Origin of the sequence: Burkholderia sp. Bp9099 (genome assembly GCF_003857805.1) — a bacterium.
Lineage (GTDB): Bacteria > Pseudomonadota > Gammaproteobacteria > Burkholderiales > Burkholderiaceae > Burkholderia.
On record NZ_QTPU01000013.1, the window covers coordinates 173,237 to 194,741 of the forward strand.

Annotated in this window: 25 protein-coding genes; 10 read left to right on the forward strand and 15 right to left on the reverse strand. The window is 67.9% G+C overall.

Annotated elements, in window-relative coordinates:
* Nucleotides 1-6: 6 nt before the first annotated feature.
* Nucleotides 7-303 (reverse strand): acylphosphatase, encoded by a 297-nt coding sequence (locus tag DIE17_RS17155; protein ID WP_124921179.1) that lies wholly within the window; start codon nt 301-303, stop codon nt 7-9.
* Between the two features lie 256 nt (nt 304-559).
* Between DIE17_RS17155 and hpnA the strand changes: the two genes are divergently transcribed.
* Nucleotides 560-1,567 carry a hopanoid-associated sugar epimerase gene (gene hpnA / locus DIE17_RS17160; RefSeq protein ID WP_044844982.1) on the forward strand — a complete coding sequence of 336 codons (1,008 nt, stop codon included), beginning with the start codon at nt 560-562 and terminating at the stop codon, nt 1,565-1,567.
* 108 nt (nt 1,568-1,675) lie between these two features.
* On the forward strand, nt 1,676-3,091 hold the full coding sequence (locus DIE17_RS17165) for a phage tail protein (RefSeq protein ID WP_124529148.1): 1,416 nt from the start codon (nt 1,676-1,678) through the stop codon (nt 3,089-3,091).
* Nucleotides 3,092-3,215: 124 nt separating this feature from the next.
* Here the strand turns inward: DIE17_RS17165 and DIE17_RS17170 are convergent, their stop codons facing one another.
* Nucleotides 3,216-4,403: a glycosyltransferase gene (locus DIE17_RS17170; RefSeq protein WP_044845035.1), complete on the reverse strand. Its 1,188-nt coding sequence runs from the start codon at nt 4,401-4,403 to the stop codon at nt 3,216-3,218.
* A gap of 416 nt (nt 4,404-4,819) precedes the next feature.
* Here DIE17_RS17170 and ispH point away from each other — a divergent pair, with 416 nt between their 5' ends.
* Complete coding sequence (gene ispH, locus DIE17_RS17180; protein WP_044844980.1) at nt 4,820-5,761, forward strand: 4-hydroxy-3-methylbut-2-enyl diphosphate reductase; 942 nt, start codon at nt 4,820-4,822, stop codon at nt 5,759-5,761.
* A 12-nt stretch (nt 5,762-5,773) separates the two neighbouring features.
* Entirely contained in the window at nt 5,774-6,934 is a 1,161-nt protein-coding gene (gene hpnH, locus DIE17_RS17185) for an adenosyl-hopene transferase HpnH (protein ID WP_044844979.1), read from the forward strand.
* A 167-nt stretch (nt 6,935-7,101) separates the two neighbouring features.
* Here the strand turns inward: hpnH and DIE17_RS17190 are convergent, their stop codons facing one another.
* From DIE17_RS17190 to DIE17_RS17210, 5 genes are all read right to left on the reverse strand, one after another.
* The gene (locus DIE17_RS17190; protein WP_124486042.1) at nt 7,102-7,362 is read right to left on the reverse strand and encodes a hypothetical protein; all 261 of its coding nucleotides are present in this window, start codon (nt 7,360-7,362) and stop codon (nt 7,102-7,104) included.
* Between the two features lie 180 nt (nt 7,363-7,542).
* The gene (locus DIE17_RS17195; protein WP_124486041.1) at nt 7,543-8,022 is read right to left on the reverse strand and encodes a hypothetical protein; all 480 of its coding nucleotides are present in this window, start codon (nt 8,020-8,022) and stop codon (nt 7,543-7,545) included.
* On the reverse strand, nt 8,019-8,231 hold the full coding sequence (locus tag DIE17_RS17200) for a hypothetical protein (RefSeq protein ID WP_124486040.1): 213 nt from the start codon (nt 8,229-8,231) through the stop codon (nt 8,019-8,021). The genes DIE17_RS17195 and DIE17_RS17200 overlap by 4 nt, the downstream gene beginning before the upstream one ends.
* A gap of 14 nt (nt 8,232-8,245) precedes the next feature.
* Nucleotides 8,246-8,623, reverse strand: coding sequence for a hypothetical protein (locus tag DIE17_RS17205; protein WP_124486039.1), 378 nt, complete (start codon nt 8,621-8,623; stop codon nt 8,246-8,248).
* 176 nt (nt 8,624-8,799) lie between these two features.
* On the reverse strand, nt 8,800-9,087 hold the full coding sequence (locus tag DIE17_RS17210) for a hypothetical protein (RefSeq protein WP_124486038.1): 288 nt from the start codon (nt 9,085-9,087) through the stop codon (nt 8,800-8,802).
* A gap of 30 nt (nt 9,088-9,117) precedes the next feature.
* Between DIE17_RS17210 and DIE17_RS17215 the strand changes: the two genes are divergently transcribed.
* Together DIE17_RS17215 and DIE17_RS17220 are read left to right on the forward strand one after the other, a co-directional pair.
* Nucleotides 9,118-9,471, forward strand: a complete 354-nt coding sequence (locus tag DIE17_RS17215) for a DOPA 4,5-dioxygenase family protein (RefSeq protein ID WP_044844975.1) — start codon at nt 9,118-9,120, stop codon at nt 9,469-9,471.
* Between the two features lie 129 nt (nt 9,472-9,600).
* Nucleotides 9,601-10,032 (forward strand): nuclear transport factor 2 family protein, encoded by a 432-nt coding sequence (locus DIE17_RS17220; RefSeq protein ID WP_124486037.1) that lies wholly within the window; start codon nt 9,601-9,603, stop codon nt 10,030-10,032.
* A gap of 93 nt (nt 10,033-10,125) precedes the next feature.
* Here the strand turns inward: DIE17_RS17220 and trhA are convergent, their stop codons facing one another.
* From trhA to DIE17_RS17250, 5 genes are all read right to left on the reverse strand, one after another.
* Nucleotides 10,126-10,746, reverse strand: coding sequence for a PAQR family membrane homeostasis protein TrhA (gene trhA / locus DIE17_RS17225; RefSeq protein ID WP_044844973.1), 621 nt, complete (start codon nt 10,744-10,746; stop codon nt 10,126-10,128).
* A 228-nt stretch (nt 10,747-10,974) separates the two neighbouring features.
* Nucleotides 10,975-11,181 carry a YbdD/YjiX family protein gene (locus tag DIE17_RS17230; protein ID WP_124486036.1) on the reverse strand — a complete coding sequence of 69 codons (207 nt, stop codon included), beginning with the start codon at nt 11,179-11,181 and terminating at the stop codon, nt 10,975-10,977.
* Nucleotides 11,182-11,193: 12 nt separating this feature from the next.
* Nucleotides 11,194-13,272 (reverse strand): carbon starvation CstA family protein, encoded by a 2,079-nt coding sequence (locus tag DIE17_RS17235; protein WP_124520108.1) that lies wholly within the window; start codon nt 13,270-13,272, stop codon nt 11,194-11,196.
* A 290-nt stretch (nt 13,273-13,562) separates the two neighbouring features.
* Nucleotides 13,563-13,991 carry a PRC-barrel domain-containing protein gene (locus tag DIE17_RS17240; RefSeq protein WP_124520109.1) on the reverse strand — a complete coding sequence of 143 codons (429 nt, stop codon included), beginning with the start codon at nt 13,989-13,991 and terminating at the stop codon, nt 13,563-13,565.
* Between the two features lie 375 nt (nt 13,992-14,366).
* Nucleotides 14,367-15,497: a 3-deoxy-7-phosphoheptulonate synthase gene (locus tag DIE17_RS17250; RefSeq protein WP_014900794.1), complete on the reverse strand. Its 1,131-nt coding sequence runs from the start codon at nt 15,495-15,497 to the stop codon at nt 14,367-14,369.
* A gap of 425 nt (nt 15,498-15,922) precedes the next feature.
* On the opposite strand from DIE17_RS17250, the gene DIE17_RS17255 reads away from it, so the two are divergent.
* Nucleotides 15,923-16,477 (forward strand): hypothetical protein, encoded by a 555-nt coding sequence (locus tag DIE17_RS17255; RefSeq protein ID WP_124486034.1) that lies wholly within the window; start codon nt 15,923-15,925, stop codon nt 16,475-16,477.
* A 59-nt stretch (nt 16,478-16,536) separates the two neighbouring features.
* On the opposite strand, the gene DIE17_RS17260 is transcribed toward DIE17_RS17255, so the two are convergent.
* Nucleotides 16,537-17,247 carry a YceH family protein gene (locus DIE17_RS17260; RefSeq protein ID WP_044844969.1) on the reverse strand — a complete coding sequence of 237 codons (711 nt, stop codon included), beginning with the start codon at nt 17,245-17,247 and terminating at the stop codon, nt 16,537-16,539.
* Between the two features lie 416 nt (nt 17,248-17,663).
* Between DIE17_RS17260 and DIE17_RS17265 the strand changes: the two genes are divergently transcribed.
* Together DIE17_RS17265 and hutC are read left to right on the forward strand one after the other, a co-directional pair.
* The gene (locus tag DIE17_RS17265) at nt 17,664-18,428 is read left to right on the forward strand and encodes an SDR family oxidoreductase (RefSeq protein WP_124520112.1); all 765 of its coding nucleotides are present in this window, start codon (nt 17,664-17,666) and stop codon (nt 18,426-18,428) included.
* A 43-nt stretch (nt 18,429-18,471) separates the two neighbouring features.
* The gene (hutC, locus tag DIE17_RS17270; protein ID WP_124921180.1) at nt 18,472-19,209 is read left to right on the forward strand and encodes a histidine utilization repressor; all 738 of its coding nucleotides are present in this window, start codon (nt 18,472-18,474) and stop codon (nt 19,207-19,209) included.
* Between the two features lie 181 nt (nt 19,210-19,390).
* Here hutC and DIE17_RS17275 read toward each other — a convergent pair whose 3' ends face one another.
* Nucleotides 19,391-20,239 (reverse strand): phytanoyl-CoA dioxygenase family protein, encoded by an 849-nt coding sequence (locus DIE17_RS17275; protein ID WP_044844966.1) that lies wholly within the window; start codon nt 20,237-20,239, stop codon nt 19,391-19,393.
* Nucleotides 20,240-20,294: 55 nt separating this feature from the next.
* Complete coding sequence (locus tag DIE17_RS17280; RefSeq protein WP_124486032.1) at nt 20,295-21,098, reverse strand: ABC transporter substrate-binding protein; 804 nt, start codon at nt 21,096-21,098, stop codon at nt 20,295-20,297.
* A 217-nt stretch (nt 21,099-21,315) separates the two neighbouring features.
* Here DIE17_RS17280 and DIE17_RS37465 point away from each other — a divergent pair, with 217 nt between their 5' ends.
* Nucleotides 21,316-21,477: a hypothetical protein gene (locus DIE17_RS37465; protein WP_185640962.1), complete on the forward strand. Its 162-nt coding sequence runs from the start codon at nt 21,316-21,318 to the stop codon at nt 21,475-21,477.
* The last annotated feature ends 28 nt before the right edge of the window (nt 21,478-21,505 follow it).

Genomic DNA, 21,505 nt, shown 5'->3' on the forward strand with positions numbered 1-21,505 from the left:
TGCGCGTTACTGCTGCTGGAAGCGCTCGAAGCGCTTTTCGACGTGGCGCTCCTCGAACGTCACCTCGGTCACGCGCGCGGACGGCGGCCCGTGGCGCAGCCACGCGAGCATCCGGTCGATCTGTGCGCCCGTGCCCTGGATCATCGCCTCGACGCTGCCGTCCTCGAGATTCGCGACCCAGCCGCGCAGCTTCAGCGCATGCGCCTCGCGCACCGTCGCGTGACGGAAACCGACGCCCTGCACGACGCCGCGCACCCGCACGTAGTAGGTCTCGATCCGTTCGTCCAGTTCATTGCGGCTCATCGCGTCGCCCTCCCGTCGTGCAATCCATTCAAGCCCGGCATTGTAGTCGCGTCGGCCGCTTCGCACACGGGCCCGGCGGGCCGGCTCGGCGCCGTCGCCAGTGCAGCCGCCCGCGCGAGCACGCAACTGCGGGTTTGCTGCCCGGCGATGCGTGCGTGCCGGAGGACGGCGCTCGCGTCGCCGGGCGCGCCGACCACGTACAATCTCGCCGACGCACAACCGCCGCGCCGCCCGCGCGCGGCCCTGAAGGAAACGCATGACTGATACTTCCCGCGATCTCGTTCTCGTCACCGGCGCGTCCGGTTTCGTCGGCTCGGCCGTCGCACGCATCGCGCAGCAGAAAGGCTATGCGGTGCGCGTGCTGGTGCGCCCGACCAGCCCGCGCACGAACGTCGCGGATCTCGACGCCGAGATCGTCACCGGCGACATGCGCGACGAGACGTCGATGCGCGCCGCGCTGCGCGGCGTGCGCTACCTGCTGCACGTGGCGGCCGACTACCGGCTGTGGGCGCCGGACCCGCACGAGATCGAGCGCGCGAACCTCGAAGGCGCGGTCGCGACGATGCGCGCGGCGCGCGCCGAAGGCGTCGAACGGATCGTCTACACGAGCAGCGTCGCGACGCTGAAGGTCACGAGCGCCGGCGATCCGTCCGACGAGAACCGGCCGCTGACCGCCGAGCAGGCGATCGGCGTGTACAAGCGCAGCAAGGTGCTGGCCGAGCGCGCGGTCGAGCGGATGATCGCCGACGAAGGGCTGCCGGCCGTGATCGTCAACCCGTCGACGCCGATCGGCCCGCGCGACGTAAAGCCGACGCCGACCGGCCGCATCATCGTCGAGGCCGCGCTCGGCAAGATTCCCGCGTTCGTCGATACCGGGCTGAACCTGGTGCACGTCGACGACGTCGCGCACGGCCACTTCCTCGCGCTCGAGCGCGGCCGGATCGGCGAGCGCTACATCCTCGGTGGCGAGAACCTGCCGCTGCAGCAGATGCTGGCCGACATCGCGCAGATGACGGGCCGCAAGGCGCCGACGATCGCGCTGCCGCGCTGGCCGCTCTACCCGCTCGCCGTCGGTGCGGAGGCCGTCGCGAAGTTCACGAAGAAGGAGCCGTTCGTGACCGTCGACGGGCTGCGGATGTCGAAGAACAAGATGTATTTCACGTCCGCGAAGGCCGAGCGCGAGCTCGGCTACCGTGCGCGTCCGTACCGCGAAGGACTGCGTGACGCGCTCGACTGGTTCGGCTCGGCGGGCTACCTGAAGTAACACAAAGCGGCGTATTTCACGCCGCTTTGCGCACTTTGTTACACGTCGCTGACGGACCGGCACCGGCGCAGCGGTTAAAATCGCGGGTCTTACGCAGAGAAGACACGCATGAACCTGAACGAACAGATCGATTCGCTCAACGCGGGCGTCGATCAGCTCCTCCACGATCACCACGCCGCGCAGCAGGCGGCACGCAGCGCGGAAGCGTTCGCGCGCGCCGCCGCGGCGGAAGCCCAGGCCGCCGCCGCACGTCACGCCGCCGCGGAAGCCGAAGCACAGGCCGCCGCGCAGCGCCACACGGCCGCAGCCGCCGACGCCGATGCCGCGCAGCAGCGCCACGCCGACGCCACCGCCGCGGCCGAAGCCGCCGCCCAACGCCACACCGAAGCCGCCGCGCAGGCCGAGGCCGCCGTCCAGCGGCACGCCGAAGCGACCGCGCTGACCGAGGCGCTCGCGCAGCGCCACGCGGATGCCGAAGCCGCGTCGCAGCGTCATGCGGCCGCGATCGCCGAAGCCGAGGCCGCCGCGCAGCGTCATCACGCCGCCGCGACCGAAGCGGACGCGGCCGCGCAGCGTCATGCAGCGGCCGCCGCGGAAGCCGAAGCCGCCGCGAAGCGCCATGCGGAAGCGACCGCCGCAGCCGAGGCCGCGACGCAGCGCCACGCGGCCGCGATCGCCGAGGCCGAGGCACTCGCGCAGCGTCACACGCAGGCGATCGCCGAAGCGGAAGCGGCTGCGCAGCGCCATGTCGAGGCAACCGCCGAAGCCGAAGCGATCACGCAGCGTCACGCCGAAGCGATCGCGCAAGCCGACGCGGCCGCGCAACGCCATGCGGAGGCGACTGCCGAGGCCGAGGCCGTCGCGCAGCGCCATACCGACGCGATCGCGCAGGCGGAAGCGGCCGCCGAGCGTCACGCGAAGGCGATCGCCGACGCGGAAGCGCTGGTCGAAGCCGTCGTGAAGGACGCCGCGACGAACGCGGCAGCTTTGGCCATCGAGCCGGCCGTCGCGGCTGAGGTGGTCGAACCGGCCGTCGGGTCCGCCGTTGAGCCGATGACGAACGCCACCGCGCCGGCTGCCGCCGATGAAGTCGCCGCTGCGGCGGCCGACGCGATCACCGACGTCGTCGCGACCACCGTCGCCGACGCCGCGATCGAAGTCGCACCTGCGGCCGAAGCAGCCGCCGACGCCCCCGCGGACAAGGCGACGCTGCACGTCGCGCGCCCGTCGCAGAACGAACTGACGCTGACCGTCAACGGCCAGTCGATCACGTTGCACCCGGAACAGCTGGGCCAGCTGATCGAGGAACTCGCGCATGCGCGCGCGTCGATGCAGCCGGAACCGCCGCCGGGCATCCCGGCCGGCTGGCGCTTCGTGACGACGAAGAACCCGATGATGGCCGTGCAGAAGCAGTCGAACGGCGATCGTCTGCTGGTCGCGCGCCACACCGGCTACGGCTGGGTGCCGTTCACGTTCTCGCCGGACGTCGTGATTCAGATGTACATGATGCTGACGCAGCGGTAAGCACGCGCGCAGCGGCGACCGGACGTCGGCCGGAAAGCAAACAGCCCGAATCGGCTCACGTCGATTCGGGCTGTCTGTTTTCAGCAATCCGGTGGTCCTGACGGCCGGCATCCGCCGGCCCGCTTCAGCGCTCCACCGGCGCCTGCACCCGCGCCTTCCACTGACCACCCTTGCCGCGCCAGTAGCGCCACGCGGACGCGAACGTCGCGCCGACGTAGAACAGCGCGACGAGCGGCAGCGCGGGCGCCCACAGCGGCGAGCGCCGGTAATAGCGCAGCATCGGCGCATACGCCGTGCACATCGACGCCCATGCCAGCCACGCCGGCCAGGCCCGCGCGCCGTATGCGAGCGCGGCCACAGGCGGCACGAGATAGATGATCGTCATCCCGAGCAGCGTGCCGGCGAGCAGCAGCGGCGAATAATGGAGCTGCGTGAACGCGGTGCGCGCGATCATGTTCCAGATGTCGCGCCAGCTGTCGTACGGACGCAGCGACACGCTGCGCTCGGCCAGGTCGAGCCGGATCGGATGCCGGCCGCTGCCGCGATGCTTGATCTGCGCGGCGAGGCTGCAGTCGTCGATCAGCGCGCCGCGGATCGATTCGATGCCGCCGGCCTCTTCCAGCGCGCTGCGCTTGACCAGCATGCAGCCGCCCGCGGCGCCGGCCGTCCGGTTGCGCGGATTGTTGATCCACGAGAACGGATAGAGCTTCGCGAAGAAGAACACGAACGCCGGGATCAGCGCCTTTTCCCAGAACGAATCGCAGCGCAGCCGCACCATCAGCGACACGAGATCGCGCTGTTCGGCCTGCGCGCGCGTGACGAGCTGGGCCACCGCGTCGGGCGGATGGCCGATGTCGGCATCCGTCAGCAGCAGATAGTCGGCCGGCAGCCCGAGCGTGCGCACCGCGGCGATGCCCTGCGACTGCGCCCATACCTTGCCCGACCAGCCGGCCGGCAGCGGCTTCGCGGCCAGCACCGTCAGCCGGTCGGCGCGGTTGATCGCGAGCGCGGCCGCGCGGGCTGCGGCGGCGGTGCCGTCGTCGCTGTGGTCGTCGACAATGATCAGATGAAAGTCGCCCGGATAATCCTGCTCGAGCAGCGACGTCGCCGCTTGCGCGATCACGTCGACCTCGTTGCGCGCCGGCACGACCGCGACGACGGCCGGCCAGCCGGCCTCGGCCGCGGCGCCACGCGCTTCCGGCGGCAGGGCCCGCGCGGGTCGCGCGCGCCAGAAGCCGCCGCGCGCGACCAGCAGCACGATCCAGATCAGCAGCGACAGGCCGGACACCAGGAAGGTAATCGCCAGCATCATCGGCACGCCTCCTGCCGGACGCCGGCGCCAGCAGCCCCGGATCGTTCGATCTCAATCGGGGTCGGAGTGGAAACACCCTTGACCGCACCAGCGGCAGGGCAATACGCGTAAGAATCGACGGTCATCGAATGGCCTTGAAATGAGCGCGACGCCGGGCAGCCGGACGGGCTGCCCGCGAAACCGCGCAGTTTACCGGGTTCCGCACGCACGAGCGCCGACGCGGCGCTGCGGCGGATGCAACACGGCCGATACAGCACCAGAGCAAGGACGGCCCGATAGGGTTAAAATGCGCGATTAATTCGGGGTTCCGGGGCCTGGCCTGGCCGGTTCGTTCCTGCCTTCATAACATCAAGCCGGGGCGAGCGAGCGGTGCCAGCTCTTCGAACCCGGCGTCTGTCGTCGGAGTTCGCTCACTTATGCGAGTCATCCTTGCCCAGCCCCGCGGCTTTTGTGCGGGGGTTGTCCGCGCGATCGAGATCGTCGATCGCGCGCTGCAACAGCACGGCGCGCCGGTCTATGTGCGTCATGAGATCGTGCATAACCGGCACGTCGTCGAAAACCTGCGTAATAAAGGGGCTCGATTCGTCGAGGAGCTCGACGAGGTGCCGCACGGCGCCGTGGCGATCTTCAGCGCGCACGGGGTCGCCCAGACGGTCGAACGCGACGCGGAAACGCGCGGGCTCGACGTGCTGGACGCCACCTGCCCGCTCGTCACGAAAGTGCACGTGCAGGGCCGCCAGTACGTCGCGGCGGGCCGCCGGCTGATCCTGATCGGCCATGCGGGCCATCCGGAAGTCGAGGGCACGATCGGCCAGATCCCGGCCGAGGTGATCCTCGTGCAGAGCGAGGCCGAAGTCGATACGCTGACGCTGCCGGTCGACACGCCGGTCGCGTACGTCACGCAGACGACGCTGTCGGTCGACGACACGCGCGGCATCATCGAAGCGCTGCAGCGCCGGTTTACCGACATCGTCGGCCCGGACACGCGCGACATCTGCTACGCGACGCAAAACCGCCAGGCCGCCGTGCGCGAGCTGAGCGGCCAGGTCGACGTGCTGCTGGTCGTCGGTGCGACGAACAGCTCGAACTCGAACCGCCTGCGCGAGATCGGCACCGAAAGCGGTGTACCGAGCTATCTCGTCGCCGACGGCTCGGAAGTGAAGGCCGAATGGTTCGCGGGCGTGCAGACGGTCGGCCTGACCGCCGGCGCGTCGGCACCCGAGGAAATGGTCGAGGATGTAATCGGCGCGCTGCGCGCGCTGGGGCCCGTCGATGTCACGACGATGGCGGGCCGTGAGGAAAAAGTCGAATTCAAGTTGCCGGCGAAGCTTACGCAAGCTGTCGCCCGCGAAGTTTAAGGAGGACATCTCTTGTCTATTCCGCTGCTCCAGCAAGTCCGCGTCGGCGCATACATCATGCGCCAACACCTGTCCGGCAACAAACGCTATCCGCTCGCGCTGATGCTCGAGCCGCTGTTCCGCTGCAACCTCGCCTGTAACGGCTGCGGCAAGATCGATTATCCGGACCCGATCCTGAACCAGCGCCTGTCCGTCGAGGAATGCCTGGAAGCCGTCGACGAGTGCGGCGCGCCCATCGTGTCGATCGCCGGCGGCGAGCCGCTGCTCCACAAGGAGATGCCGGAGATCGTCAAGGGCATCATGAAGCGCAAGAAGTTCGTGTACCTGTGCACGAACGCGCTCCTGATGGAAAAGAAGATGGACGACTACCAGCCGAATCCGTATTTCGTCTGGTCGGTCCACCTCGACGGCGACAAGGAAATGCACGACCATTCCGTGTCGCAGGACGGCGTGTACGACAAGGCGGTCGCGGCCATCAAGGAAGCGAAGCGCCGCGGCTTCCGCGTGAACATCAACTGCACGCTGTTCAACGATGCGATCCCCGAGCGCGTCGCGAAGTTCTTCGATACGCTGGGGCCGATCGGCGTCGACGGCATCACCGTGTCGCCGGGCTATGCGTACGAGCGCGCGCCGGATCAGCAGCACTTCCTGAACCGCGACAAGACGAAGAACCTGTTCCGCGAAATCCTGAAGCGCGGCGAAGGCGGCAAGCGCTGGTCGTTCAGCCAGTCGTCGCTGTTCCTCGACTTCCTGGCCGGCAACCAGACGTACAAGTGCACGCCGTGGGGCAACCCGGCGCGTACCGTGTTCGGCTGGCAGAAGCCGTGCTATCTGGTCGGCGAAGGTTACGTGAAGACCTTCAAGGAACTGATGGAAGACACGAACTGGGACAACTACGGCGTCGGCAACTACGAGAAGTGCGCGGACTGCATGGTCCACTGCGGCTTCGAAGCCACCGCCGTGATGGACACGATCGCGCATCCGCTGAAGGCGTTCGCCGTGAGCCGGAAGGGCATCAAGACCGAAGGCGCGTTCGCGCCGGACATCTCGATCGCGAAGCAGCGTCCGGCCGAGTACGTGTTCTCGCGCCACGTCGAGATCAAGCTCGAGGAAATCCAGCGCGCCGGCAAGGGCAAGCTGCAGAAGCCGGCCAAGCCGGCAACGGCGGCTTAAGCGCGTGTCGCCATGCGGAGGTTCGCGCCTCCGCATCGGCCGGCATCGAAGAAGCGCCACGGAGTTCGCTCCGTGGCGCTTTTGTTTTGTCGGGCTTGGGTTGTGTCGGCGTTCGTGCGGGGAGCGGCGCGCATCCGCGCACGCATGAGCAGGCGAACGCCGCTCGCCTAGTGTCTCGACTCCGCGGCCGCGATCAATTGCCATGCCGTCGGGCCGGGGTCGAGCAGCGGGTCGGACGGCGGATCGAGATCGTGCCGATGCTCGTCGTCGGACGGCAGCGTCTGCCGCTTCGCAATGCCGATCTCGTCGCCGCATACGGTGCATCGATAGATGCCCGCGATCGTCACTTCGCTGCCCGGCGGCAGGTTCTCGCTGAATGCGCGGCCGCTTCCGCACGTGAAGTAGCCGCCGATCCTGTATAGCGCCATCGCTCCTCCTGATCGAACCGGATGCGTTCAAGCCGACACGCACGATCATCGCCCACGCGACGATGGATCGTCATCGACCGAACCCGTCCGGTTCCCGTCATGACATTAGACGGCGAGCGTCGGCGTCGGGGAATGGGACAGGTATGAAACATCGCGCGGCGCCGGTCGCGTCGACGATGCTCAATGCAGAACGGCCCGTTCCCGCATCTTCGCCGCGGCTTGCGCGACGAGGGCCGGCTGGTCGGCCGACGCGAACGCACTGACGTGACGCCACAGCTCGGCGAGCCGGTGCCGCGTGAGCGTCGCGACGCACGCGTCGTTCGCGGCGAGGATGCGCTCGAGCACCGCGCATTCGTCGTCGTGCAGTGTCCATGCGCCGCTTTCCGCCGCGCGCGCGACGCTCGCATCGAGCATGCGCTCCGCATCGACGCACAGGTCGACGCTCGCGTCCGCCGATACCGCGTCGTCGAGCGCGAGGAACACCAGGTAGACGCTCGTGCGCAACCGCATCAGCAACGTTTCGCTGCCGTGCTCGCCACGCAGCGCGACGAGCGCCATGTGGCATTTCAGCGAGATGTCGCGCACATGCGCGGGCGGCAACGGCAGCAGCCATTCGCGCGTCAGCGGCGGATGGCGACGGCTTTTCCGGACGGCCTTCATGATCCGCTCTCGCTGGCGGCAACGTCGTCCGCGTCGAAGCGCGGCAACCCGGTGCGGCACGCGACTGCGCCGGGGCGCGCGGCGCGATGGCCGTTCGCGCGGCGCCGCGCGGCGTACGGATCGTCACGCCGCCGCGTCGCGCACGCGCGCGGCAGCCGGCGGATCGTCGACGCGCGCCACGCGTCGGCGAGTCGGTTCGCGCATGCCATGCTCGTCTCCCGCATCAGAACGTGTTCTCGCCTTTCAGGTAGTACGCGGTCTTCACGAAGAACGCCTTTACCGGATGGCCGCTCTGCGCGGCGCTGGCCGCACGCGCTTCCATCGCGGCCTTCTCGTCGCGCGAGCGGTCGGGCACCGGGTTCCGTACGCGTTCGAGCGCACGCTGCATCGCGAGCGGATAGTTCTGGTTGCCGGCCGTCGTCGCGCGATAGCCGGCGCGCGTCATCTGCATCAGTTGCGCGTCGGTTTCGGCACGCGCCGCGGACCAGGTCAACGGCGCGACGTTCGACTGCCGCTCGGTGTCGACGGACTGCGCGAAGCTCGCGGCGGGCAGCGCGGCAAGCGCGCCGGACAGCACTGCAAGGGAAACAACGGATCGCATCATGGCCTCCAGATGGTTGCGTCCGCATCGATCTTCGACGTCGATGCGGTGAAACCATCGTATGTCGCGCGGCCGCGCGCTTGAATAGCCGATTCCGCAATTGATATTTTCGGCACTGACGGCCGGCGCGTGACGCGCGCGACTCGCCAATGCCGCCCGAGTGGAATTTCTTTATTTCATTCAACGACCTGATCGCGTTTTTGCAGACGATTCGATGCAGTGCGCGAATCGCTTTTGCCATTTTCGAAATGACGTATTGCCGAAGCGATTTCGCTCGGAGCCCGCGCCGGCCGGGCTTGCGGCACGATGCCGCGCATGCCGGCCCGCGCGGGAAATACCTCAACGAACCCGCCGGTTTCTTTGACGCGCAACCATTCTTCACGCCGATTTATCGCTTCGCGACAAGACGTGTCCGACAAGGACGCGCGATAATTGCCCATCGCGCCGCAAGTGACGGCGCTCATGCCTTCCCTATTCCTCTCACGAGTCCCGTCATGGCTGATATCGATTCCACCGCGATCAACAGTTGGCACGCACACGTCTACTTCGACGCCGCCAGCCGCGACGCGGCCTGGGCGTTTCGCCTCGTCGTCGAAGAACGGTTCGGCGCGATCATCGAGCTCGGCCGCTTTCACGAACGCCTCGTGGGCCCTCATCCGGCCTGGTCGTACCAGATCGCATTCGACGCCACGCGGTTCGACACCATCGTGCCGTGGCTCGTGCTGAATCACGGCGCGCTCGACATCTTCCTGCATCCGAATACCAACGACGAACTGCGCGACCATCGCGACAGCGCGGTGTGGATCGGCAAGTCGCATGAACTGAATCTCGGCGCGCTGGGGGGCTGACGCGAACGGCGGAACGCGGTTGCGGTTGCGCTCGGCGCACGCAACATCCGCGTTTCGGCCTGCGGTGAAACGTCCGGCAGCGTTGCATCAATACAGTGGTGCCGTTATCCACGCTTGCCGGAACCCGCCATGACCCACGCCGACACCGATGCGCACCGCATCCATCGAGACTGGCACGCCGCCGTCGTCGCACGCGACCTCGATGCGCTGATGTCGCTGTACGCGGACGACGCGATCCTCGAAACGCCGCTGATCGTCGCCACGCTGCCCGATCACGGCTCGGGCGTGCTGCACGGCAAGCCCGCGATCGGCGCGTTCTTCGCGGCAGGGCTGCGCAATCCGGGCAACCGGCTCGGACGCTGGTACCGCACGGGCCTGTTCTTTTCGAACGGCAAGCAACTCACCTGGGAATATCCGCGCGAAACGCCGGACGGCGATCAGGTCGATCTCGTCGAGGTGATGGATCTGCGCGACGGGCTGATCGCGCATCATCGCGTCTACTGGGGGTGGGTCGGGTTCAACACGCTGCGCAACGTCGCGCCAGCGGCCGGTCGCACCTGACGCCGACGACCACGAAGAACGCACGGCGCGCCTGCTCCGGCTGACACGGCCGCAGCCGCATGCGGCTGCGCCTTCGTCTGCGTCCCGCGTCGCTCACGCCACATACATCGCGACACTGACGAACTGGCACAGGCTGCCGGCCAGCACGAAAAGGTGCCAGATACCGTGCCCGTGGCGGATGCGTTCGTCGTTGATGAAGAAGTAGATCCCGGCGCTGTAGATGACGCCGCCGGCCACGAGCCATGCGGTACCCACCGGCGGCAACGCATGGATCAGCGGGCGGATCGCGACGAGCGCGAGCCAGCCCATCAGCACGTACAGGATCATCGACACGATGCGCGTGCGCCGTCCGAGCGTGAGCTCCTGCACGATCCCGAACGCGGCGAGCCCCCAGCTGACGCCGAACAGCGACCAGCCCCACGGGCCGCGCAGCGTGACGAGCGTGAACGGCGTGTAGCTGCCCGCGATCAGCAGATAGATCGCCGAATGGTCACACTTCTGCAGGATCGCCTTGAGCCGCGGGTTGCGCACGCTGTGATACGCGGTCGAGATCCCGTACAACAGGATCAGCATCGCGCCGTACACGCTGAAGCTCACGATCTTGTAAGGATCGCGGTCGAGCGCACCCATCGTCACCAGCGCGACCAGCCCTGCCACCGACAATACCGCGCCGACGAGATGGGAAATGCTGTTGAAACGCTCACCGACATGCACGACGGGTTCTCCTGCGCGGATTCATCGGAAAAAAGTAGAGCCCTATGATACCGGCGGCCGGATCAAGCCGCGCTGAAGCCGGCCAACCGCCGCAACCACGACAGGCAGCAAACATGCCCGCCCCGGCCCGCCAAATAAAAAGCGCCGCGAATGCCTTCGCGGCGCTTCCTGGTCCGTCACCGGACTGCCCTTGGTGGTGCCCTTACCGGCCGGCTTCGCCGGCCCGGTTCAGCAACACTTCCCTGTCCCCGACCCGTACCGCGCATTCTGACGCTCGCGGAAGAATTCCTCATACGTCATCGGCTCGCGGTCCGGATGGGTGTCGCGCATGTGCGCGACGTAGGTGTCGTAGTCGGGCAGGCCGACCATCAGCCGCAACGCCTGCCCGAGGTAACGCCCCGCGCTGCGCAGGTCGCTGCCCAGATCGCTGAACATCGCGGCCTCCCTTTAACGTCCGCTGCCGAGCGCCTGCGCGGCCGGCATCGCTTCGTACGGCGTCTCGCGCACGGTCGGCTTCGACTCGCGCCGCGCGCGCAGCACGGCGAGCAGCCCGTACCCTGCGATCGCCACGACGACGAAGATGAACAGGCCGGCCAGCGCCGCATCGATGTAGTCGTTGAAGATGATCCGCTGCATCTGCGCGATCGACTTCGCCGGCGCGAGCACCTTGCCTTCGTCCACCGCGGCCTGCAGCTTCGCCGCGTGCGCGAGGAAGCTGACCTTCGGGTTCGCATCGAAGATCTTCTGCCAGCCTGCCGTCAGCGTGCAGATCAGCAGCCATGCGGTCGGCACGATCGTCACCCACGCGTAGCGCTCGCGCTTCATCTTGAACAGCACGACGGTGCCGAGCACCAGCGCGATCGCGGCGAGCATCTGGTTCGAGATGCCGAACAGCGGCCACAGCGTGTTGATGCCGCCGAGCGGATCGACCACGCCCTGGTACAGGAAGTAGCCCCACGCGGCCACGCACAGCGCGGTGGCGACCAGGTTCGCGGGCAGCGACTCGGTGCGCTTGAGCGCCGGGTGGAACGTGCCGAGCAGGTCCTGCAGCATGAAGCGGCCCGCGCGCGTGCCGGCGTCGACCGCCGTCAGGATGAACAGCGCCTCGAACAGGATCGCGAAGTGATACCAGAACGCCATCATCGCTTCGCCGCCGATCACCTGGTGCAGGATGTGCGCCATGCCGACGGCCAGCGTCGGCGCGCCGCCCGCACGCGCGATGATCGTCGTTTCGCCGACGGCCTTCGCGGTCTGCGTCAGCATGTCGGGCGTCAGCACGAAGCCCCATTGCGTGACCGTGTTCGCGACGGCTTCCGGCGTCGAGCCGAGCACGGCGGCCGGCGCGTTCATCGCGAAGTAGATGCCCGGCTCGATCACGCACGCGGCGACCAGCGCCATGATCGCGACGAACGATTCCATCAGCATCGCGCCGTAACCGATGAAGCGCGCGTTGGTTTCGTTGTCGATCAGCTTCGGCGTCGTGCCCGACGAGATCAGCGCGTGGAAGCCCGACACCGCGCCGCACGCGATCGTGATGAACAGGAACGGGAACAGGTTGCCCGACCACACCGGGCCCGTGCCGTCGACGAACTTCGTCAGCGCGGGCATCTTCAGTTCCGGCGCGACGACCAGGATGCCGATCGCGAGGCCGAGGATCGTGCCGATCTTCAGGAACGTCGACAGGTAGTCGCGCGGCGCGAGCAGCAGCCACACCGGCAGCACCGATGCGACGAAACCGTAGCCGATCAGGATCCACGTGAGCTGCGTGCCGCTGAACGTGAACCAGGCGGCGAGCGCCGGCGAATCGTGCACGGTCTGGCCAAACGCGATCGACGCCATCAGCAGCACGAAGCCGATGATCGACACTTCGCCGATGCGGCCCGGACGGATGTAGCGCGTGTAGACGCCCATGAACAGCGCGATCGGAATCGTCGCGGCGACGGTGAACGTGCCCCACGGGGAATTCGTCAGCGCCTTCACGACGATCAGCGCGAGCACCGCGAGGATGATCACCATGATCAGGAACGCGCCGAACAGCGCGATCACGCCGGGCACCGTGCCGAGCTCCATCTTGACGAGGTCGCCGAGCGAGCGGCCGTCGCGGCGCGTGGAGATGAACAGCACGATGAAGTCCTGCACCGCGCCGGCGAACACGACGCCGGCCAGGATCCACAGCATGCCGGGCGTGTAGCCCATCTGCGCGGCGAGCACGGGGCCGACGAGCGGCCCGGCGCCGGCGATCGCGGCGAAGTGATGGCCGAACAGCACGTACTTGTTGGTCGGCACGTAGTCGAGGCCGTCGTTGTGCCGGACGGCCGGCGTCATCCGCAGCCCGTCGAGCTGCATGACCTTGCTGGCGATGAAACGGCTGTAGAAGCGATATGCGATCAGATATACGCAGACTGCGGCGATCACGATCCACAGCGCGCTGACGCGTTCGCCGTGCGCGAGTGCGATCGTCCCGAACGCGAATGCGCCGAGCAGCGCGACGGCGATCCATAGCAGGGTACTGGAAGCCCGATTCATGGCGTCTCCTGGTCTCCAATGTGGTTTTGAGTGGATCCGGCCAGGCGCCGAACCCGCGTGACGTCGATGCGTCGTGCCGCGTCTCGTGGATGCCGCGGCGATGGGCCGTAGTATTCCGCGCGACAGGGGCAGCTTACAAGCGCACAACTACGTATGCGGGGCTACGTAGAATTACGTAGACCGAGCGCGGGCGCGCACTGCGCCCGTAATGGATCGGCGCGCGACGCGACGTGGCGCGGCCCGGCGCGCGGCCGGCCGGGCGCGGCACGTCGCGCGCCGGGCCGCGTGGATCAGTGCTTGTCGTCGGCCTTCTTCGGCTTCGGCGGCGACGGCACCTTCGCGTACTGGAATGCCGGCGTGGCCTTCAGCGCGTCCTTCGTCGCGCCCGGCAGGTAGATGTTGCCGTTGCGCACGTCGAGCGACGCGATCGGCACCGCGACGTCATGCGCGGCCACGCCGAGGAAGCCGCCGGCCGACACGATCGCCGCCGACACCGAGCCGTCCGGCGCGACGATCAGGTCGCGCACCGTGCCGACTTTCTGGTTCGCGTCGTTGTACACGGCCTTGCCGAGCACGCTCTTCTTCACGCTCCAGCCTTCGAGCAGCGCCTGCGATTGCTCGACGGTCACGCTGAGCGGCTGCGCGCCGGCGATCTGCGCGTGCGCGCTGACGCTCGATGCGAGGACGGTTGCCGCGATGAGGGTCTTGTAGAACTTCATGTATTGCACTCCGGTTCGGTTGTTGTTGATTCCGGGAGCGAAGCGACGCGGGCGCAACGGCTGATCGGTGAGCGCCCCGCGCTTCGTCGGTCGCGTGGCGGCCAGCCGCGCCGCCACTGCGTGTGTGCATGACGGACCGGCGTGGCCGGACCGCAGCGTGCAACACGGCTTCATGGTAGCGGCATTCGCCGGATCGTGCGTTCGGAGTGCGACGTGACAGGCGGGGCGACACGGATGAAGATCAATGTCCGTGCGGACAGGACGTGCGCGCCGCGGCATGTCGACCGGGAGAACGTCGGAGACGGGCATCCGGTCGTCACCGGCGCACGGACCGTGCGGCGGACGTCCCCGGCCCCGCCACGCAGTCACACCGCCTCACGCGTTGCGCGAATACACCCTGCGATGCCGCACCGCCTCCGCCAGCACGTCGAGCACCGGCTCCGTCTGCGTCCAGCTCAGGCACGCATCGGTGATCGACACGCCGTACTGCAGCGGCACGCCCGGCTTCAGATCCTGGCGCCCGGCCTCGAGATGACTCTCGACCATCACGCCGACGATCCGGTGCTCGCCCTGCGACAGCTGCCGCGCGAGATCCTGCGCGACCTCGATCTGCCGCTCGTGCGACTTGTTGGAATTCGCATGCGAGCAATCGACCATCACCTGCTCGCGCAACCCGCTCTTGCGCAGCACCGCGCAGCTCGCCTCGACGTGTTCGGCGTCGTAGTTCGGCCCGTTCTTGCCGCCGCGCAGGATCACGTGCGCGTCGTCGTTGCCGCGCGTCTCGAAGATCGCGGCCATGCCCATCTTCGTCATCCCCATGAACGCATGGCTCGCGCGCGCGGCGACGATCGCGTCGGATGCGACCTGCACGCCGCCGTCGGTGCCGTTCTTGAAACCGATCGGACAGCTCAGCCCCGATGCCAGCTGACGATGGCTCTGGCTCTCGGTCGTGCGCGCCCCGATCGCGCCCCACGCGATCAGGTCCGCGATGTACTGCGGGCTCAGCAGGTCGAGGAATTCGGTCGACGCAGGCAGGCCGAGCGCGTTGATGTCGAGCAGCAGTTGCCGCGCCGCGCGCAGCCCTTCGTTGATGCGGAAGCTGCCGTCGAGGCGCGGATCGTTGATGTAGCCCTTCCAGCCGACCGTCGTGCGCGGCTTCTCGAAGTACACGCGCATCGTGATCAGCAGGTCGTCCTTCAGCGCATCGGCGGCGGCCTTCAGGCGGCGGGCGTACTCGAGCGCCTGGTCGTGATCGTGGATCGAGCACGGGCCGACGACGAGCAGCAGCCGGTCGTCGCGGCCGTGCAGGATGTCGCCGATCGCGCGGCGCGTGTCCTCGACGAGCGTCTGCGTGGCGGCCGGCACCGGCAGTTCGTCCTGCAGCAGCGCCGGCGAGATCAGCGGACGCACGGCGCCGATGCGGACGTCGTCGATACGCGTGGTGTCCTGCGTCGCGTCGGCACTGCCTACCTCGCGATCATGGGAAGGATTGTCGAGGTTCTGCATGGTGATTCTCCGGGGGACGTCTGGAATGAGGTGCAGGCTCGATTATGGCACTCGCGCAAGGCGGCAGCGAGGCGCGGCGGGGGCATGCGATCTGCGTCAAGAGGCCGGGCGAAAGAACGGCGATCCGCAACGGATCGCCCGGGCATTCGGCGCGTTGCGCCGATGCCGCGCGTTTCGGGCGCGCGCCTGCCGACGTTTCCGGGCCTGTCGACAGGGCTTCATGGAACGGGCTTCATGCAAGCGCCGCCGGTCGCCAGCCGCAACGCGACCCGGGGCGCCGGCCGTTCGGCCGAGTGGTCGCGTGTGGCCGACGTACCGTACGATCATCGCTGTCCGCTGCCGATGACGCCTCGCCTTCTGCGCAGGCGGCACGACGCACCACCTGTCTGTGATTGATCGTACGCAACATGACCCGACACGCCACGATGACCGTATCCGAACTGCTCAGCGCCATCCGCCAGCCCTACGCCGACCTGCTCGCACAAGCGGCAGCGCAACCGGCGGCCGTCGTCGAACCGGCCTACCGGAAAGCCGACGGCACGCTGGCCACCGAAGGCCCGCTCGCACTGCCGTGCCGCGCCGACATCGTTCACACCGAAGGCGAATCGGCCGGCCAGCCGGCAATGGTCGACTCGACCACGCAACTGGACTTCGAACCGTTCGCGTTCGAACTCGAAACGGCGGCGGTGTCGATCCGGCCGTTCGTGTGGGACTGGGCGACGATCGAAGCCGACGGCATCGGCGAGGCCGCGGCCACCGACGCGTTCAGGACATGGTTCTTCGCGTGGTTCGACGCCGACGACGCAGGCGAGCCGGCCGAGGACGGCCTGCACGGCATCGTTCACTATCTGTCGGAACCGGCGGGCACGGAGCAAGGATGGCGCGTCAATGCGGACCTGGGCTCGGCGCCGGGCGCGGCCGTCGAGGATCTGCTGTTCCGGCTCGTCGACGCAGGTGCCACGCGAATCAGCATCGGCTGAATCGCTTCTCCATCCACGACTCAAATGCGCGCCGGTGTCGAGTTGGCTCGGGCGGGCAATCAGCCGGCGTCGCCCGGGGTATCGACGTCGATCCCGAGTTCGGTCGCCATCCGCTGCACGAGTGCGTTCAGCCGCGCCACTTCATCCGCAAGCCGCTTCTGCTCGGCCTTGAGCGCCTCGAACTCCGACGGCGGAACGGAATCCGCGCCGCCGCCCGCGTCCGCACCGGCGTAGTCGGCGACGTTCACCTCGCCGCACATCAGGTGCATCCAGCGGTTCTCGCGCGCACCGGGCGCGCGCGGCAGCCGGACGACGAGCGGCTGCGCACGCGCCGCGAGTTCGTCGAGGAACGCCTCGACCGACGAGATGTCCGCGAAGCCGTGCAGGCGTGCGCTGTTCAGGCGCAGTTCGGCGGCCGTCTGCGGGCCGCGCAGCAGCAGGATCGTCAGCAGCGCGATCGCCTGGCTCGGAATCCCGAGCACGCGGTTCACATTGTGCTCGAAACGCGGCACGCGGCTGCTGCTGCCCTCCATCACGAGGCTCAGGTGCTTGAGCCCGTCGAGCGCGGTCGTGACTTCGTCCTCGCTGACGTTCATCACCGGCGAGCGCGCGGTTTTCTGGTTGCAGCCCGCGGTCAGCGCATTCAGCGACAACGGATAGGTGTCCGGCACCGTGTGCTGCTTCTCGACGAGCACCCCGAGAATGCGGGCCTCGAGGGGCGTGAGTTCGCGCAGGGCGCGTGGCGTGGGCATGTCCGGCGTGGTGTTCATGGATGGCGTCGCAGCGTGCAGCGGGTGAAGGGAAACGGTCGCGGCCCGTCCGGCGTCGCGAACGGGCGAGCCATATGATAGCTCGCGACGTGAGGCCCGGCGCCACTCGCCGCCGCGGCGCGCGCACTTGCCGCGGCCGGTTTTCGTCCAACGGTTCGGCCGTGCGGCGGCGCACGGCGACGCCTGCGTTCGGCCGCACGAACGCATGCTCCGCGCTCACGCGCGGCGTCGTCCCGCGTTTGCGCGTCGCGCAGGCCGGCGCTACGATATGCGTACACCCGGACGCGCGGCGCTCGGCCGGATTCGTCCGCCAGGTCAATACCGCGCATCGCCCGTCCCGCACGCCGTGCCGCCCCGCCTGCGCGCCGCGCCTGTCAACACGCTTCAACCGTTCACTCGTTCACTCGTTCACCGCCATGATCGCCTCCTCTCTCGCGCCGCACGTGCGCGCCATCGTCACCGGACACACGCGCGGCCTCGGCGCGGCGCTTGCCGAACAATTGCTGCAGGAAGGCATCGCCGTGCTCGGCGTATCGCGCAGCGGTCATCCGTCGCTCGCCGCGCAGGCCGGCGACCGTTTCGCCGAAATCGAACTCGACCTGTCGGACACGTCGGCCGTCGCAACCTGGCTCGCCGGCGACACGCTGCGCCGCTTCGTCGACGGCGCGTCGATCGTGCTGCTCTTCAACAACGCGGGCATCGTCGATCCGATCGGGCCGCTCGACGCACAGGATCCGGCGCTCGTCGCGCGCGCGGTCGGCCTGAACGTCGCGGCGCCGCTGATGCTGTCGGCCGCGCTCGTGCAGGCGGCAGCGGCGCCGACCGAATGCCGGATCCTGCACGTGTCGAGCGGCGCCGCGCGCAACGCGTACGCGGGCTGGAGCGTCTACTGCGCGACCAAGGCCGCGCTCGATCATCACGCGCGCGCCGTCGCGCTCGATGCGAACCGCGCGCTGCGAATCTGCAGCGTCGCGCCGGGCGTCGTCGATACGGGCATGCAGGCGACGATCCGCTCGACCAGCGAAGCGAACTTCCCGATGCGCGAGAAATTCGACGAACTGAAGTCGAGCGGCGCGCTATCGACACCCGAGGCTGCCGCGCGGCAGCTGATCGGCTATGCGCTGAGCGATGCGTTCGGATCCGTGCCGACGGCCGACGTTCGCGAACTGCCCGCGCCCTGATCCGGGATAGAATTTCGCGATTGCCCTTCCCCAAGGATCCCCGATGGTCACGAAGACCACCGCACCGTTCCAGCAGATCAAGACACTCGTTCGCCAGAACGTCGATGCGGGCAACTGGCGCCCGGGGGACCGCATTCCGTCCGAACTCGATCTCGCCGCGCAATTCGGCGTCGCGCGCATGACGGTCAACCGCGCGCTGCGCGAGCTGACCGAGGAAGGCGTGCTGAAGCGCATCGCGGGCGTCGGCACCTTCGTCGCCGAGGTGAAGCCGCAGTCGAACCTGCTGATGATCGCGCACATCCGCGACGAGATCCGCGCGCGCGGCCACGAGTACCGCTGCCGCGTGCTCAGCCAGTCGCGCGAGCCCGCGTCGTTCGACGTCGCGGCCGCGTTCGGGCTGGCGGTCAACACGCCGGTGTTTCACGTGGTGTGCGTGCACGAGGAAAACGGCCGCCCGATCCAGCTCGAGGATCGCTACGTGAACCCGGCCGCCGCGCCCGAATTCATCGATCAGGATTTCCAGGCCGAGCCACCGTCCGAATACCTGTTCAACAACGTGTCGCACTACGAACTGGAGATCGAGCACGTGGTCGACGCGTCGCTGCCGTCCGGTGAACAGGCGCGGCTGCTCGACATGCGCGCCGACGAGCCGTGCCTCACGCTCACGCGCCGCACCTGGACGAACGGGCTGCCCGTCACGTTCGTGCACTTCCTGCATCCCGGCAACCGCTACCGGCTCGGCTCGCGCTTCAAGCCGGGCGCCGGACGTCACCAGACCTGAACCTTCCTCAGCGCGGGTAAGAGACCACGCGCGGCGCGCCGCTTCGCGAAGCAACGGCCACCGCGCGCATGGCGTCGCTGAAGGTCGCTTGCCGTCGCTTGCCGTCGCTTGCCGTCGCTTGCCGTCGCTTGCCGTCGCTCGATGTCGCTCGATGTCGCGCGACGTAGTCGATCCGCGCCGCTCAGATCGCCCCGACCTGCCCCGCGCCGCGCGACCACACGACCGGAAACAGCGCATGCTCGAGCGGCGCGCCGTCGGGCAGTTCGTCGGCCAGTCCCGGGAAATCGGGCGACGTCTTCCAGCGGCGCGGCGCATGACGGATATCGTCGCCGACGAAGCGGATCGAGAACGCGCGCCGGCGGTTCTGCGTCCCGCCCGACGCATGCAGCGTCAGCATCCGGAAGCACACCATGTCGCCCGGCTCGAGCGCCCAGTGACGGATCGGGAACGCCGCGCGGTCGGCTTCGATGTCGGGCAGGTCGGCGAGGCTGCCTTCCGGGAACCACTTCGCCTCCTTGTCCATGAACGTGCGCGGCATCAGCCATGGCCCCTGGTGCGAACCCGCGACGAATTCGAGCGTCGATTCGAGCGGCACCGGATCGACCGGAATCCACATGCTGACGTTGTCGTCGCCTTCGATGTTGTAGTACGGCTGGTCCTGGTGCCACGGCGTGCGCTGCCGCGTGCCGGGCTCCTTCACGAGCAGGTGGTCGTGATGCAGCCGCACCGTCTGCGTGCCCATCAGCGCCGCGGCCACCGACGGCGCGGGCGACCGCACGATGAAGTCGCGATACGCGTCGTTGTGCTGCCAGTTGCAGAAGTCCTCGAAGAACCAGCCCGGATCGTCGGGCCGGCTCGCGACCTTCGCGCGCGCGCTCGGCTGCGCGAGGTTCGCGTCGATGCCGGCACGCAGCGCGGCCACTTCGTCGGGCGAGAAGATGCCCTTGATGCATACCGCGCCTTCGTCGCGGAAGGCGGCGATCAGTTCGGGCGTCACGGCTTTCGCGACGCGTTCCTGGATACTCGTCATGGGTTGCCTGTCGATTGATTGAGCCACGGGGTCATGGAATTGCAGGGTCACGGGTTCACGGCGCGGAAGTCAGCTGCTGCTTGGCGCCGTAGATGTCGAAGTCGAAATATTTCGCGGCGATCTTCTGGTACGTGCCGTTCGCGCGGATCGCGACGATCGCGTCGTTCAGCCGCTTCTTCATCTCGGCGTCGCCTTTGCGCACGCCCATCGCGACGCCGTAGCCGGTGATGCGCACGTCGGTCACGTCGGGCCCCGCGAATGCATAACCCTTGCCGCGCGGCGTCTTCAGGAACGAATAGCCGGCTTGCGTCTTGTCCTGGAAGGTCGCGTCGAGGCGGCCGTTCACGAGATCCTGATACACCTGGTCCTGGTTCTGGTACGACACGATCGTCACGCCCTTGGTCGCCCATTCGGCCTTCGCGTAGGCCTCCTGCGTCGTGCCCTGGTCGATCCCGACGCGCTTGCCGGCGAGCGACGCCGCGGTCGGCAGCAGCTTCGAGCCGGCCGGTGCGACGAGCGCGCCCGGCGACGCATACAGCTTGTTCGAGAAGTCGATCTGCTTGAGCCGCTCGTCGGTGGCCGTCATCGCGGACATGATCACGTCGAACTTGCGCGCGCGCAGCGCCGGAATCATCCCGTCGAAACCCTGCTCGACCCACACGCATTTCGCGCGCAGCTGCTCGCAGATCGCATTGCGCAGGTCGATGTCGAAGCCGGCGAGCGAGCCGTCGGGCTGCTTCGCCTCGAACGGCGGATAGGTGGGATCGATGCCCCAGCGGATCGTCGCCGTGTCCTGCGCGAACGAGACGAGCGGCGCGAACGCCAGCGCGGAAGCGAGAAGCCTTGCAGTGCGGTTCATGGTGTGTCCTTTTGGTCTCGACGTGGCGGGGGAAGGCGCCGGGCGTCCGTTGGGGAGCGTCGTGCCGGCTGGCCCGGCGCGGTACGCGAAAGACGGGGACTTCGATGAAGCTGCGATGCAGTCTAGACCGCTTGATTTTCGAGCGCAAGCGGAAGGAATGGATGTGGGGCGGATTGAGGGAGTCGGGGAAATTAAATCGGGGAAAGGAGCAGAATAGATGAGCGAAAAATGGGCATTTACACGATTTTCTCCATATTTTGAGCGTTTACCCGGGGTGATGCTTGACTGCCACAAAACGAGTTTTCACGGATTTCCGTCGAGCGAGTATGTCTATACAGCGCGACCGATCGCCGTCTCTCGCAACATTTTCTTCGCTTGAACAGACCATCCATCCTATACCGCACCCG

Bases quoted from the DNA above. Each gene is read 5' to 3' on its own strand.
- DIE17_RS17235 (WP_124520108.1), bottom strand. From the start codon at position 13,272: ATGAATCGGGCTTCCAGTACCCTGCTATGGATCGCCGTCGCGCTGCTC.
- DIE17_RS17240 (WP_124520109.1), bottom strand. From the start codon at position 13,991: ATGAAGTTCTACAAGACCCTCATCGCGGCAACCGTCCTCGCATCGAGC.
- DIE17_RS17170 (WP_044845035.1), bottom strand. From the start codon at position 4,403: ATGATGCTGGCGATTACCTTCCTGGTGTCCGGCCTGTCGCTGCTGATC.
- DIE17_RS17255 (WP_124486034.1), top strand. From the start codon at position 15,923: ATGACCGTATCCGAACTGCTCAGCGCCATCCGCCAGCCCTACGCCGAC.
- DIE17_RS17280 (WP_124486032.1), bottom strand. From the start codon at position 21,098: ATGAACCGCACTGCAAGGCTTCTCGCTTCCGCGCTGGCGTTCGCGCCG.
- DIE17_RS17195 (WP_124486041.1), bottom strand. From the start codon at position 8,022: ATGAAGGCCGTCCGGAAAAGCCGTCGCCATCCGCCGCTGACGCGCGAA.
- DIE17_RS17260 (WP_044844969.1), bottom strand. From the start codon at position 17,247: ATGAACACCACGCCGGACATGCCCACGCCACGCGCCCTGCGCGAACTC.
- ispH (WP_044844980.1), top strand. From the start codon at position 4,820: ATGCGAGTCATCCTTGCCCAGCCCCGCGGCTTTTGTGCGGGGGTTGTC.
- DIE17_RS17210 (WP_124486038.1), bottom strand. From the start codon at position 9,087: ATGAGCGCCGTCACTTGCGGCGCGATGGGCAATTATCGCGCGTCCTTG.
- DIE17_RS37465 (WP_185640962.1), top strand. From the start codon at position 21,316: ATGAGCGAAAAATGGGCATTTACACGATTTTCTCCATATTTTGAGCGT.
- DIE17_RS17275 (WP_044844966.1), bottom strand. From the start codon at position 20,239: ATGACGAGTATCCAGGAACGCGTCGCGAAAGCCGTGACGCCCGAACTG.
- DIE17_RS17220 (WP_124486037.1), top strand. From the start codon at position 9,601: ATGACCCACGCCGACACCGATGCGCACCGCATCCATCGAGACTGGCAC.
- DIE17_RS17265 (WP_124520112.1), top strand. From the start codon at position 17,664: ATGATCGCCTCCTCTCTCGCGCCGCACGTGCGCGCCATCGTCACCGGA.
- DIE17_RS17230 (WP_124486036.1), bottom strand. From the start codon at position 11,181: ATGTTCAGCGATCTGGGCAGCGACCTGCGCAGCGCGGGGCGTTACCTC.
- DIE17_RS17200 (WP_124486040.1), bottom strand. From the start codon at position 8,231: ATGGCATGCGCGAACCGACTCGCCGACGCGTGGCGCGCGTCGACGATC.
- DIE17_RS17205 (WP_124486039.1), bottom strand. From the start codon at position 8,623: ATGCGATCCGTTGTTTCCCTTGCAGTGCTGTCCGGCGCGCTTGCCGCG.
- DIE17_RS17155 (WP_124921179.1), bottom strand. From the start codon at position 303: ATGAGCCGCAATGAACTGGACGAACGGATCGAGACCTACTACGTGCGG.
- hpnA (WP_044844982.1), top strand. From the start codon at position 560: ATGACTGATACTTCCCGCGATCTCGTTCTCGTCACCGGCGCGTCCGGT.
- DIE17_RS17190 (WP_124486042.1), bottom strand. From the start codon at position 7,362: ATGGCGCTATACAGGATCGGCGGCTACTTCACGTGCGGAAGCGGCCGC.
- DIE17_RS17215 (WP_044844975.1), top strand. From the start codon at position 9,118: ATGGCTGATATCGATTCCACCGCGATCAACAGTTGGCACGCACACGTC.
- hutC (WP_124921180.1), top strand. From the start codon at position 18,472: ATGGTCACGAAGACCACCGCACCGTTCCAGCAGATCAAGACACTCGTT.
- DIE17_RS17165 (WP_124529148.1), top strand. From the start codon at position 1,676: ATGAACCTGAACGAACAGATCGATTCGCTCAACGCGGGCGTCGATCAG.
- DIE17_RS17250 (WP_014900794.1), bottom strand. From the start codon at position 15,497: ATGCAGAACCTCGACAATCCTTCCCATGATCGCGAGGTAGGCAGTGCC.